Annotated in this window: 6 protein-coding genes; all 6 read right to left on the reverse strand. The window is 42.2% G+C overall.

Annotation, left to right across the window (positions count from 1 at the left end; translation table 11 throughout):
- Positions 1–29 precede the first annotated feature (29 nt).
- The 6 genes from NZ848_RS13795 to NZ848_RS13820 all read right to left on the reverse strand — a co-directional run bounded on the left by NZ848_RS13795 (position 30) and on the right by NZ848_RS13820 (position 14909).
- The gene (locus tag NZ848_RS13795; RefSeq protein ID WP_259015966.1) at positions 30–2429 is read right to left on the reverse strand and encodes an ABC transporter permease; all 2400 of its coding nucleotides are present in this window, start codon (positions 2427–2429) and stop codon (positions 30–32) included.
- 148 nt (positions 2430–2577) lie between these two features.
- A complete protein-coding gene (locus tag NZ848_RS13800) occupies positions 2578–4986 on the reverse strand; it encodes an ABC transporter permease (RefSeq protein WP_309600837.1) in 2409 nt (802 codons plus the stop codon).
- A 100-nt stretch (positions 4987–5086) separates the two neighbouring features.
- Positions 5087–7501, reverse strand: a complete 2415-nt coding sequence (locus tag NZ848_RS13805) for an ABC transporter permease (protein ID WP_259015968.1) — start codon at positions 7499–7501, stop codon at positions 5087–5089.
- 84 nt (positions 7502–7585) lie between these two features.
- Positions 7586–9952: an ABC transporter permease gene (locus NZ848_RS13810; RefSeq protein WP_259015970.1), complete on the reverse strand. Its 2367-nt coding sequence runs from the start codon at positions 9950–9952 to the stop codon at positions 7586–7588.
- Between the two features lie 98 nt (positions 9953–10050).
- Positions 10051–12438, reverse strand: coding sequence for an ABC transporter permease (locus tag NZ848_RS13815; RefSeq protein WP_259015972.1), 2388 nt, complete (start codon positions 12436–12438; stop codon positions 10051–10053).
- Positions 12439–12521: 83 nt separating this feature from the next.
- Positions 12522–14909 (reverse strand): ABC transporter permease, encoded by a 2388-nt coding sequence (locus NZ848_RS13820; RefSeq protein WP_259015974.1) that lies wholly within the window; start codon positions 14907–14909, stop codon positions 12522–12524.
- Between the last annotated feature and the right edge of the window lie 37 nt (positions 14910–14946).

Below are 14946 nucleotides of genomic sequence, written 5' to 3' on the forward strand. Positions count from 1 at the left end.
TTTTCCCTTGTCTTTTTCTCATGCTCCATTTACTCCGTTTTCAACGATTTCACCGGATCCACCAATGCTGCTTTGATAGCCTGATAACTTACGGTAAGAAGCGCAATCAGAGTAGCTAAGAGACCAGTAACCACAAATACCCACCATTGGATAGTTACCTGATAAGCAAAGTTTTTCAACCAGCTATTCATAAAATACCAGGCAATGGGGCTGGCTATTACTACAGCAACTACTATCAGTTTCATAAAATCTTTCGATATCAATGTGGTCAGGCCGGCTACCGAAGCCCCTAAAACCTTACGGATACCAATCTCTTTGGTTCGCTGCTCTGCTGTAAAAGCTGCCAGACCAAAAAGCCCCAGACAGGCAATAAGTATAGCCAGACCAGAAAAAACAAATACCACTCTGGCCGTTTGCGTTTCTGATGCATATAATGTGTTCAGGTACTGGTCCAGAAAAAGATATTCAAATGCTGAACTAGGTATACTTTTTTTGAAAGTAGCTTCCAGTTGTTTCATGGTCTGCTCAACATTACCTGTATTTATTTTAACGAGTACGTATGGCCTTGACTCGGTGTCATTATTATGAAAAACATAAGACCCGATAGGCTGATGGAAAGAATCATAGTGAAAGTCTCTTACCACACCCACAATTTCGGCCTTGCGGTTCCAGAACAAATCTTCTGAAAACTTTCCGATGGCATCCTGTGGGGTTTTATAACCCAACAGTTTGACAGTTGTTTCATTCACAACAATCTGCACCGTTGTGTCTTTTTCTGCTTTGGTAAGTGGCAGCGTTTTGCCTGCAACGAATTTGAGGTTCAGTACTTTTGCAAAATCGCCGTTTACTCGGTTGGTGCGCACTGCAAAAGATTCATTAGGATTATTTACTTTACTCATGCTGCGGCCGCTACCGCCAGTACCCGGATAAGCCTGCGCGCGTGCAATCTCCAGCACATTGCTTAAATCTTTATAGTTATTAATCAAAGCATCTATCTGTTCTTTATTCTCAGCTGCTGAGGTCATCACGGCTACCACCTGCTCCGGGTTATACCCCAGCTTTTTGTTTTGAATAAACCTAAGTTGCTGGAAAAAAATAAAGGTGCAGATTATCAGAATTATGGAGGCTGAAAACTGAATAACCACCAGCGACTGGCGGAATAATCCGGCTCCGGTTTTACGGCTAACAGGTGCCTGCAAAAGACTTTTAGGAGCAAATGAAGACAGGTAAAAAGCCGGATATGACCCTGACACAAACGTAACGAACGTAAAAATTGCCAATAAACCCAGCCCCACTTCAGGTGTAAAAACATCTCTTACTGATAACTCTTTACCGGCGATGTCATTAAAAAATGGCATCATTAACACCAGAATAACAAGCCCTAATATAAGGGCCAGCAAGACTGTCAAGAGGGTTTCAGTATAAAACCTGCCAATCAATTGGGCGTTGGTGGCGCCTATTGTTTTATTAATACCCACTTCTTTAAATCTTTTCTGCGAACGCGCCGTAGACAGATTCATATAGTTAATACAAGCAATTACCAATACCACCAAAGCAAGAATGGACAGTATCTTTACCTGGGCGGCATCTCCTGCCCTTTTTGTATTGGAATTGGTGATGTCTGCAGAGTTAAGGTGGATATCAGTTAGGGGTTGCAGCCATAAACTAAACCAGCGGTCTGATTTGTCCGGAATGTTCTTTTCAAGTAAAGCCGTCATTTGGGCTTCTACCTTTTGCTGGCTGGCACCTGGTTTCAATAACACGTAAGTTTCAAAACTTGAATTGCTCCACACAAGGTTTTTTGAGGCCCACTCAACACTATTAAAAGAACCCATCAATTCGGCATCCAACGTAAAATTATGCGGCAGGTCTTCGTAAACCCCTGTTACTTCCATTGTGTATTTGGCGCCAATTTTTACAATTTTGCCCATAGGGTTGTCATCACCAAAATACTTTTTGGCAGTAGCCTGGCTTAAAACAATTTTATTGGGTTCTTGCAAAGCCGTTTTGGGGTTACCCTGTAGAAGCTTAATATCAAAAATTTCAAAGATGGTGCCATCTACCCAATACAATTTTTTCTCGGTAAATTTCTTATCTCCAAGGTTTACAAAGGCGGTTTCCCCGTAATCATTCAACAAAATACGCGCTTGCTGAACTACCTCTGGCACTTCATTTTTCAGGCTGGGGCCAACAGCATTGGGGGCATTGGCCCACTTAGCACTTTTACCATCAAAAGTAGCCGTTACCCCGATGCGGTAAATATTTGCGGCATTGGTATGATACTTATCAAAAGACAGTTCGTCTTTTACATATAGTATCAACAAAAGAGATACAGTAAGCCCAAGGGCTAAACCCAACAAGTTAAGCAAAGTAAAGAGTCTGCTTTTTACCAGACTTCTCCAGGCAATTTTCAAGTAGTTACGTAGCATAGTCCCTCCGATACGTCGGACCGCCCCCATCAGGGGGATTTTTAAATTATTAATATTTTTTTCTTCCTGTTAGCAGTATTATAGCACTCAATGGCTACTCTTCTCACCCCCTTTAAAGTTCGGGGCGCAAGTGGCATGTACGCCGCCATTATTCTGACTTCAGGCTTTTCACAGGATTCATCAACGCCGCCGATACAGCCTGATAACATACTGTAATCATAGCAATGACAATTGCCAGACCCCCCGCGGCAGGAAATATCCACCATTCAATCTCCACTTTGTAGGCAAAGTCTGTCAGCCAGCTTGTCATGGCATACCAGGCAATAGGCGAGGCTATAAAAATGGATACCATTACAGGTTTGATAAAGTCTTTAGATAGCAAAGAAGTAATACTACCCACAGACGCGCCTAATACCTTACGAACGCCAATCTCTTTCCGGCGCTGTTCAGCCATAAAAGCAGCCAATGCAAACAAACCAAGGCAGGATATAAAAATTGAAAGACCTGCAAAAATTACAAATAAGGTGCGTTGCTTTTGTTCTGCCTTATACTGATTATTGAATCGTTCGTCTAAGAACTGGTAACTAAAAGGCGTATCAGGCACGTAGGTTTTCCAGGTTTTTTCAATGCCTGCTATGGTAGACTGAAAATCTCCGGCCGATAGCTTGACAGAAAACCAGTTTCGCCTGCCATTATTGATGAACATCACCATCGGAACTATTTTCTGATGCAATGACTCAAAATGATAGTCTTTTACCACACCAATTACCCGCCCTCTTTTGCCACCATAAACAAATATTTCGTTAATGGCATCGCTGCTACTTTTCCATCCGATTGATTTCACGGCCGCTTCATTCAGAATATAAGCCGTTGAGTCGTCAGACTTAAATGCTCTTGAAAAATCCCTGCCTGCCGCCAGAGGTATCTGGTATGTCTGCAAATAATCATGGTCAACTGCCAACGCTTTTATTTCAGTGCTTGTAGGCGCCAGCGAATCTCCTTTGGTTACTCTTGCTCCTTGCGAATCAAGCAAGCGGCCTGTAGGCGTTCTTGATGATTGGCTTACATTCATTACCCCTGCCTGGCGTTTCAGTTCCTGTTTAAAGCTTTCAAAGTCAATAGCGTTGCTGTTACCCACTCGCATCAACAGCACCTGGTCTTTTTTGTAGCCGGTGTCCTGGTTTAGCATAAAGCTCAGTTGTTTGTACACCACACCTGTGCTGATAATCAGAATACAGGCTATTGAAAATTGTATCACCACCAACGCCTCACGCAGGCGACCATTCCGCATGGCATTTTTTATTTTTCCCTTCAATACTTCAACCGGCTGGAAGGCAGTAAGAAAAAAAGCAGGGTAGCTTCCGGCCAGAACGCCGGTGAAAAAGATAATTCCGATTATTAAGGTTAAAAACTCAAAATCGAATAACCCATTAAAAGTCAGATTCTTTTCTGTAAAGTCGTTCAGAACCGGAATCAATAATACTGTTGATACAAGTGCTATGGTTAAGGCAAACAGCGTTACCAGCAGAGATTCACTTAAAAACTGGGCTATCAACTGAGCCCTTACCGCACCTACTACTTTACGCAAACCCACCTCTTTGGCTCTGCTAGCCGAACGCGCAGTGGCCAGGTTCATATAGTTTATGCAGGCTATGAGCAGAATAAAGAATGCAATAGCCGAAAACGTATATACGTATTTAATGTTGCCGTTGGCTTCATGCTCTGAATCAAGATGAGAATACAAATGTATGTCTGTCAGTTTCTGAAACTTCAGGTCAGAATACTCAGACCCTTTTCTGCCATCATATACAGGCAGATGCTGGTCAAGAAAAGACTTGGTTCTTTTCTCAAAACTGGCAATATCATAGCCTTTAGGCAACAAAAAATAGGTAGCAAAATTGTTTCCTCCCCAGTCATTATTCATTTCCTCCTTACCATACAGGCGCTTATCATTCAGCGTACTCATTGCCATCAGGAAGTCGGCATGAAAGTGCGATTGTGTTGGCAGTGGTTCAAATACCCCCGAGACAGTGAAATCATATTTTCCTTCTATTTTTAATAGTTTGCCTATAGGGTCTTCTTTACCAAAATACTTTTCGGCTATTGGTTTAGCAATGGCAACGGTAAACGGATTAGCCAGCACCTTATCGGCATTACCTGATACCAGGTTAATTGAAAATACTTTTAATAAATTGGCATCAGCAAAATACATTCGCTGCTCCTGGTATTTCTTCTCTATATTCTCTGGTCTGTAAATTACCGAATTTAAACCATACAACCGTGTGATCTGCTCAGCCTCTGTGAAGTCGGTTTGAAAGTGCTGCATAAAAGCCGGAGCTACATGCCCCAGATGCAGGCTCACAGTGCCGTCGTTCGACTTAAAAATGCGAGAAACCCTGTAAATACTGTCAGCATTTTTGTTGAATCGATCATAACTCAATTCATCTTTTACATACAAACCAATCAACAAAAAGCAGGTTAGTCCTATGGCTAAACCGGCGATGTTGATAAAAGTGAAACCTTTTTGTTTAATCAGATTTCTAAAAGCGATTTTCAAGTAATTGCGTATCATAATGCGCCCCTAACCCCTAAAGGGGAATTAAAGTTAAAAGATATATATGTTATCACCCTCAACTCCCCTTTAGGGGTGGGGGGCTTTATTCAATTTTCAAACTCTTCACCGGATTCAACCTGGCAGCTTTGAGGGTCTGGATACCCACCAGCGCCGCTATCAGCACCCCGAAAACAGCACCAATAACCACAAACGTAAACCAGCTTAAATTAATACGGTACGCATAATTCTGCAACCAGTTATTCATGCCCAGAATGGCCAGCGGAAAAGCAATGAATGCTGCTACCGCCATTACCACTATAAATTCTTTCAGAAACAAATAGGTAATACTAATGCCAGAGGCACCTAACACCTTGCGGATACCTATTTCTTTGGTTCGTCTGACAATGTTTAACGACACCATGCCAAGTACACCCAGCAAAACAATAACTATTGCCAAAATGGTAGCTATCTGTGCAGCCTGCTGCATCTGCAACTCAGACCTGTACATCTTCTGTACCGTTTCATCCATAAAAGTGTATTCAAATGGTGCATCCGGCATCAGCTGCTTCCATTTATTTTCTACGTTTGCCATGGCTTCTTTCAGATTACCGGGGTTAAGCCTGAACGACAAATACCTGTAAATTGGGTTGTCTTTTACCTGCATAAAGGCCACCGGCCCGATAGTGCTGTGCATCGACTGAAAATGAAAATCTTTTACCACCCCGGCAATGATATAGACACCCGGAAAATAGTGCATCTTTACCTGCTTACCAATGGCCTCTGCAGGCGTTTTAAATCCCAAAGCCTTTACAGCAGCCATGTTAAGCACCATTCTGTTGGCCTGAAAGGCTTCGTTCTCTGCCTGAAAAAACTCCCCTTCTTTAACAGTAATGCCGTATGTGGTGGCATATTTTTCATCTGCTACCAAGGTAGGCGCATAAACGGCCTGTGTGGAGTCTTGCCCTATTCTGTAGATTGCACCACTAAAGCCGGATGCCCCGTCGGGTATCTCATAAGACAAACTTGCCTCTTTAATTTCTTTAACCCTGGCCAGCTCATTACGCATGGTTTCCATTTTATTTACTCCTTCTGCCGACCAGTCTCGTGGTACTTTTACCGAAAAAACTGATTCTTTAATATAACCCAGGTCTTTATTGAAAAAGTAGCTGACCTGTTGCGAAACAACCACTGCCCCACCAAAAACAAACAAAGCCACCGTAAATTGCGACGCCAGCAGCACACGCCTGAAAAAGATATTTTCTTTAACCGACTTCAATTTTCCTTTCATTGAATCAACCGATGGCAGATTGGCCAACACAACAGCGGGGTAAAGGCCGCTTAACAAACCAATCAGCAAGCTTAAAACTAGCGCTGCCAGGTAAAAATAGGGTGATGCCTGAAAGAGCGACACCATTGGTTTGTTGAGCAATTCAGAAAAATAAGGCCGAAACAACCCATAAACCACTAGCGAAACGATAAGGCTGAACAAACTGATAAGTACCGATTCAGTTAAAAACTGATGAAGCACCTGTTGTTTGTCTCCGCCTAGTACTTTGCGAACGCCAATCTCTTTTAATCTTGACGACGAGTTACCTATTGATATATTTACAAAATTGACAACCGCCATCAACAAAATAAACAAGGCAACCAGGCTTAATGTGAGTATGGTCTTTTTTACAAGACCATTGCTTGCATCGAGATAAGCCATTCTGACTGGTTTGAGGTAAGCGTGCAGGTTCTCACTGATTTCCTTCGGTGCATTGGTTGCAATCAGCTGTGCCATTGCCTTTTCAACATCTGTTTTTTTAACTCCCTTTTTCAGTTCTATAAAACTGCCAATGTAGGGGTTGTTCCAGAACTCAAAGCCATTGCGCCCGAAAAACGAAGCACTGCTAAACGAAATAAGAACGGGCAATTGGTTATTGATATTCACCAGATTAGTTACCGAGTTAGCGGGTGTTTCTTTCAAAACCCCTGTTATCATAAACTCGCGCTTCTCGCCTGAAAAAGACTCCAGTCTCAGTGTCTGGCCCAGAACATCAGTTTTACCGAAATATTTGAGGGCGTGGTCGGTAGAAATAACCATAGTATTGGGCTGATTCAGCGCAGCGCCTGCATTGCCATGCAAAAGCTCAAATCCATACATATTCAGAATGGTTGAATCGCCCAGTTGAATATCTTCTCTGAAAACCTTGTCAGCCCTGGCAACAACGGTAGTTACACCATCAAACCTGTAATAGTTTTCTACAAGTGCCGGGTAATTATCTTTTAATGCTTTAGCCAGGGGCCCTAATGACGTAAACTCTAAGCCCATGTTCTCTTTGTCCCACCTGCTCTGAATCACAAACTGGTTTTCAACATTCCTCAGGTTAGTATTTACCATCCATTCATTCGAAACATAGCTGCCTATAAGCAAAGCAAAGGTGATTCCGACCGAAAGACCGAAAATAGTAACCGATGTATAAAACCTGCGTTTCATAAGGTTACGCCAGGAAGTTTTCAGATAGTTCTTTAACATAGTTTTGAAATTTTGATGATTAAAGCTGAAAGTTAAAACCGCATTTAATCATTCTCATTTCGTTTAAGTTATTTTAACATTCTGCTATTCAGCCTTTAAGCTCTTTACCGGATTCATCAATGCAGCCTGATAGGTCTTAATGCCTATGGTTAACAGGGCAAACAGAAAAACAAGAGCAAAACTGCCTAACAATAAACCCAAACGCACACCCGGATTAAATACAAAAATATTTAAAACCAGTGCATTACATACGTATCCTAACGGTAGGGCAATTAACCCGGCAATCATGAGTAATTTCAGAAAACCCCATGACAACAAACGCACTACCTCGGTCTCTGACGCACCCATTACTTTTCTGATTCCAATTTCCTTCCACCGCTTTTCAGTATTGTATGTAACCATACCCAGCAAGCCCATTATGGCAACCGCAAAGCCAGCTATTGTGGTAAGGCCGAAGAGTTTCATATCTTCGCCCGGGAAATAGCGGTCATACATTTCCTGCTCGTACCAGTTATAAACCATGGCATCATAAGGCTGATAGTGTTTCCAGATTTTACTAATTGATGCTTCCAGAGAAGCCTTATCAGCACCCCGGTTAGTTTTTACAGACATGAGGCGAAACTGCTTTGGGTTATACTGAAATACTGCAGGCGTTACCTCAAACTGATAATTATTAAAGCAAAAGTCTTTTACTACACCACTCACCAGCGCTTCGGTCTGGTTATTCAGAAAAACCATCTTGCCAATTGCCTCGTTCGGGCTGCCCAGGTGAAGCAGTTTCACTGCTTTTTCATTCAATAAAATAAAGTTGCCTGATGAGTCGACAGATGCATCCGGAAGGTTCTCACCAGCCACTATGGTAAGTTTCATGTTATCGATGAAACGGTTGTCAACCGCAAAGTAAGATGCTTGCAAATTTTCGTCGGTTCGTCTGGCTTTAAGGGCATACTGGCCTGCCCCGTTTCCGAACGCGTCAGAACTCATACCTACGGCCTCAATACCTGATAACCTTGCAACCTCATTTTTCAGCAGTTTATAATCTGTATCGGCCAGGGTAATATTGAGAATATCCTTGCGATTAAAATTCCCGTTTTCAGTAGCCATGTATTCAAACTGACTATACATACCCAGATTTAACGCCATATACACAAGCGTTACCACCAACTGAATCACAATCAAGGTTTTACGAAAATTGATTTTACCGAACGAAGCAGGCATGAGTTCGCCTTTCAAAACCTGAGCGGGCTGAAACCGTGAGAGAATCTGCGCCGGGAATACTCCGGCCATTACACCCGTAACAATTGTGAAGCCTGTGAAAGCGAGCCACATTATCCATTTGTTTTCTACTTCCCATACAATCCACGGAACACGAACGTATTCTTTAACGGCTATAAAACCGAAATAAGCAACCACTAGAGAAAAGAAAGCCAATACCACGGCTTCAACCAGAAACTGACTTACCAGTTGCCGACGCAAAGCTCCGGAAACCTTTCTGACGCCAACCTCACGGGCCCTGCTTAACGACCGCGCCAGCGTAAGGTTGGTGTAATTAAAACCGGCCAGCAACACAACTACCAATGCCATTATTATATTAACCAACTGGTCAGAAATTTTTTCAACGTATGCATTTCTTTCCAGCTGCTCAAAAGCTGGAGAAATATCTCTGAGCGCTTGAACTCTGTAAGCATGGGTGCTTCTGCCGAAATCCGAATCTTTTCTGTTATCCTTTGCCACCGATACCAACGCACGGTTCAAGGCGCCCACACTGGCATTTTTATTCAAGAGAACAAAAGTAAAAGTTTCGAATTTTGTCCAGCTTTTAAGGTCGGGCTTATCGGCGTTCAAGTGCTCAAAAGTAGCCATTGACACCATCAAATCGCTTCTGAAATGTGTTCCCCTGTATTTATAAGGTTTCAACACGCCGGTAATTGTAAATACACCGTAGTCGGGGTGAGAAATGGTTTTGCCGATGGGGCTGGTACTACCAAAAAACTTCACTGCGGTTTCTTTGTTCAATACTACTGTGTTGGCTGCCACCGGATAGGCTCCGCTTTCAAGCGGAAAGCCGAAAATATCAAAGAACGAACGGTCTACATAAATGCCATTTACACGGATAGTCTTCAGGCGGTTGTTCATATCACCCGAAAAATAGCGTACCACTCTTGCCGATTTCTCAACAAAACCGTAATCATTCTTTAATTTATCGGCCAGCAGAAAAGGAGACGATGCATAGGCCGTTTGCCTCCCGCCAGCATCTTTAAAATCGGTAAGAATACGATATGTCCGGCCTGGATACGGGTGGAAATTATCGTACTCAAAAACATTCTGCACCTGCATCAGGGCTATAAGCCCGAAGGTCATAGCAAGGCCAAGCCCAACAATATTGATGAACGAAAAAAGCTTGTTTTTCCAGAGGCTTCTAAACGTTATTTTGAAGTAGTTACGGATCATATACCTCTCCGATGCGTCGGACCGCCCCCTAAAAAGGAACTTGTTTAATGGTTATGGAAAATACTCGTCCCGGCTCCCCTTTAGGGGCGGGGGGCGCTTTACTCAGACTTTAAACTCTTCACCGGATTCATCAATGCGGCTCTGAAGGCTCTGTAGCCCACTGTTATTATGGCTATAGACAACACACCCAATCCGCCTGCTAAAAATACCCATGCCGATACCTCAATGCGGTACACAAAATCCTGCAGCCATTTGTTCATGGCATAATAAGCAATGGGCGAGGCTATCAGAACTGAGACAAGCACCAGTTTCATAAAATCTTTTGAAAGCAAAGAAGTAATGTGGAATATTGATGCCCCCATTACTTTTCTGATACCAATCTCTTTGGTTTTTTGCTCGGCCATAAAGGTAATCAACCCAAACAAACCCAGACAGGCAATAAAAATGGCTATACTGGTAAATGCACCGAATATATTGGCAATGCGGTCTTTCGCTTTAAATAGCGCATCAAACGAATCATCGGCGAAATAATAGGTAAAGGGCTCTTCTACTTTATAGCGGTTATATATTTTCTCAATTTGGGCTAATGTACTTACCGCATCGGCATCCTTACTGATTCTGATATTCAGAACGTCATATTCCTGCATATCAGTAATGAATTTCAGCATCAATGGTCTCACCGCATTTTTGATATTCAGATAGTTGAAATCTTTTAACACACCTACTACCTCAATGGATTGTTTATCTCCCATTTCCAGATTCTTAATTGTAGAAGCTTCTCCGCCTAATGCTTTTACGGCTGCCTCATTCAATAGTATTTTGTTCTTCAAATCACTGGGCAACTTATTGGGCTTCGCTTTCCACTGCATTTTAAACAGGTTTACATAGGCAGAGTCTACATCAAAAACAATGGTACCTACCATTGATGCAACTGAATTGTCTTTAGAACCGATTTTGTTCAGCCCTGTCAGGCTAAAGCCTTCATTAAAAATTCTTTGTTTAGAGCCTGCTACTCCTTCTATGCCATCCAATTGTTTTAAATCATTCAGCATTGCCTGATTCTTACCACGTGCCTGCACATCCAGATTAATGGTAACTATCTGGTCTTTGTTAAGCCCCAGATTTTTATCACGCATTTTTCTGATTTGCCCGAAGATAATAATTGAACAGAATATCAATACCGATGAAACCACCAGCTGAAATACAGTCAACGTGCGCCTGATACCCGCATTGCCTTTGCCCTGAAACCTGCCTTTGAGCACCTCAATAGGATTAAAGCCTGATAACACAATGGCCGGATAACTACCTGCCAGTAAGATACTGCTGAGCAAAACAGCCACAAAAGACAACAGAAAGTACGGACTGTAAAGAAAACTGGTGTCAATCTGTAAATCAAGAATCTGATAAAACGTAGGCCTCAGTATCTGGAAAAGTACAAAAGCTAAAACAGTAGAAATAATAATGGTTAATGTGGATTCAATATAAAACTGTGTAGCCAGCCCTGCCTTATTGGCGCCAATGGCTTTCCGCACTCCTACCTCTTTGGCTCTGGTGGTTGCTCTGGCAGTAGCCAGATTCATGAAATTGATTATTGCCAGCAGTAATATTAAAACAGCCACCCCGGCAAAAATATAGACATACATCAGTCTGTCGCTTATTTTATCACTGTCTAATCCTAAATGATTGACAAAATAGTTGAGCGAAAAGTTAACATCTTTGTTATCCGGACTCTGCGACGCCAGTTTTGTAAGGATATTTGCTACATTTTTCTGGTTACCGGCATCATCAAGCAGTAAATAGGTTTCGTAGTCGCCGGTAGAAATTTTGTTTAGTTTTTCATCGGTATAAACCTGAGGATATTCTTTTTTGTTTTCTGCCAGATGCGTAGGAAGCGAGGCAATAAACTGATATGTGATGCTTGAATTTGAAGGGGCTTTCTCAACTATACCCACCACTTCAAGGTCTGTTTTCTTATTCCATTTCAGGGTTTTGCCAATGGGGCTTTCCTTACCAAAATACTTGTTAGCCATTTCGGGAGTCAGAAATACAGTATATGGCTTGGCCAGCGACGATGCATTGCCTTGCAGGATTTTAAAGTCGAAAACCTTGAAGAAACCCTCATCTGCAAAAATCATCTGCGATTCAGTAAATCTGTGCTTCGGGTCTGTTTCCAGTGTAATTTGCCATGCTTTTGCCTTACGGCCCACCTCTTTTACAGAAGCCGTATTCTCCTGAATGGCTCCGCCAAGCCTGAGTGACATATTTGAAAAATGGAACTCCTGCTCTCCCATTTTCATAGAAGCGCCCACCTGATAGATTCGCTGGTAGTTTTTATGAAATTTGTCATAGCTTATCTCATGCGAAACAAACAAGAGGATAAGTGTAGACACAGCTAAGCCCAACGACAGCCCTACTATATTAATAAGGCTGAATACCTTGTTCCGGAATAAATTCCGGATGGCGATTTTGATGTAGTTCCTAATCATACAACCCCTAGCCCCTAAAGGGGGACTTGTTTTGTGGTTAACAAATATTTTTCCCCTTAACTCCCCTTTAGGGGTCGGGGGCGCTATTCACTTTTTAGTGATTTAATCGGATTCATTAATGCTGCCCTAATGGCCTGAAAACTTACTGTAAGTAATGTAATGGCTAATGCTCCGAAACCGGAAACTGCAAAAATCCACCAGGATACCTCAGTTCTATACTCATATTTCTGCAACCATTCGTTCAGAAAATAATAGGCAATTGGTATGGCTATCACGCAGGAAATCAGCACCAGTAGCACAAAGTCTCTTGAGAGCAGTGTCCATAAATTAGATACAGAGGCACCCAATACCTTGCGGATACCTATCTCTTTGGTGCGTTGCTCTGCAACAAAAGATGCCAGCCCGAATAAACCCAGACATGAAATAAAAATAGCCAGAACCGCAAAGAAAGAAGCCAGTTTACCCACTCGTTCTTCAGCTGCAAACTTCTTACCGAACTCCTGATCTATAAATTTGTAATCGAACGGACTACCCGGGTTATGTTTTCTGAAAACCGTTTCTACTTTACTCAATGCCTCGCTGGTGCTCATGGCAGTTTTCAATTTTACTGTTACTACATTTGCCCAATCATAATCCAGAAGAAATACAGAAGGCAGTACCGGCTCGTAAGGAGACCGCATAACCATATCTTTTATTACACCCACCACTTGGTATTTTTTACCATTCCAATTAATAAACTTACCTACAGAAGTATCCTTATTTGGTGAAATTATTTTGGCTGCCGATTCATTTAAAATAATACCTGATGAATCTGTCTTGAAGTCTCTTGAGAAATCCCGGCCTTCTTTCATTTTAAATCCTACGGTTTTACCAAAATCATGTGTACAGGCAATGGTACCAAAAAGAGGATTCAGACCCGGGGCAATTCCATCCCAGGAGAAACCAAAGTTATCGGCCCAAACACCAGTAACAGGGCTTGATGATTCTGCCATGTTATCTACCGCTCCGGTTGATAGTAAATCACTCCTTAATACATTGTATTTACCATATAAATCCGGAGTGTTCATATCAATGTAAATCAATCCGCTGCGGTCATAACCAATCGGTCTGTCTTTGGCGTGTTGAATCTGACGATAAACGATTATGGTACCGATGATAAGCGTTACTGACACCGTAAACTGTACCACAACCAATACTTTGCGCGGTATGGAGGCGAAGCGCCCTACCCTGAAAGTTCCTTTTAATACACTGACCGGCTTAAATGAAGAAAGATACAAGGCAGGATAACTGCCCGATAACAAACCAGTAATTATTACAAAGCCAATACTGATTGCCCAAAACACCGGATTTGCCCACAGCATAATCATTTTTTTGCTTGCCAAATCACTAAACCAGGGTAGTGAAATATTTACCAAAACAAGGGCAACAAGAAAAGCTACCAGAACAATGAGCATTGATTCACTTAGAAACTGTTTGACTAATTGGGAACGAACAGAACCTACTGCCTTTCGGATTCCTACCTCTTTGGCCCTTTTTTCTGAACGGGCAGTGCTCAGGTTCATAAAATTGATACAGGCCAGCAATAAAACAAAAATGCCTGTGATGCTGAACAACCAAACAAACTGAATACGTCCACCAACATTAAACCCATTCTTAAATTCAGAATACAGGTGCCATTTACTTAGCGGATGAAGAAAAAGAACGGGCTTCGTGTGTCTGTCTTCCTTATTGCGCTTGTTAAACACAACATCTTTAATTTTTGCTGATACCTGATCAAAATCTGCTTTCTCATTCAACTGCACGAAGCACTGAAAAGAGTTATCCTCCCATCTGTCTGCAGCGTTTTTTACCCATGCTTCCTGCGACAGATAATAGGCCCAGGATGTAAGTAAGCCTAATTCTGCGAAATCTGAATTAGTCGGAAAATCTTCAAAAACTCCGGTAACTTTCAGATTTGATTTATTATCAATTTTAACAATTTTTCCGATTGGGTCTTCTGTGCCAAAAAGTGACTCAGCCAATGATGCATTAATCATCACCGAATTGATTTCACCCAAACCATCCTGCACTCCTTTCAACATCTTTAAAGAAAACATTCTGGTAAATTGTGGCTCTACATGCATACCCAAACGAGAAAACTTAGCCTCCTTATAGGCCAGAATATTCATTTCGCCCCAGCTACCCATCGCCACATCTTTAAAGTCAGGATATTTCTCCCTCAGCTCTTTTCCTAATGGATGTGCCATAGACATCTGAGAGCTTGTTTGTCCATTAAAGGTCTGATGCATGTAGGTCTGCCCCAGCTTATTATAATTGGCAAACGACTTATTAAAGCTCAGCTCATCATTAATCCACAGCCCGATAAGCATGGCAACGCCCATACCTATAGCAAGCCCCATAATGTTGATGAATGAGTAAACCTTGTTATTAACAAGATTTCGGAACGCGATTTTGATGTAGTTACGGATCATAGCCCCTCCGATTCGTCGGACCGTCCCCTAAAGGGGA

It is taken from the genome of Emticicia fluvialis (assembly GCF_024793945.1).
GTDB lineage: Bacteria > Bacteroidota > Bacteroidia > Cytophagales > Spirosomataceae > Emticicia > Emticicia fluvialis.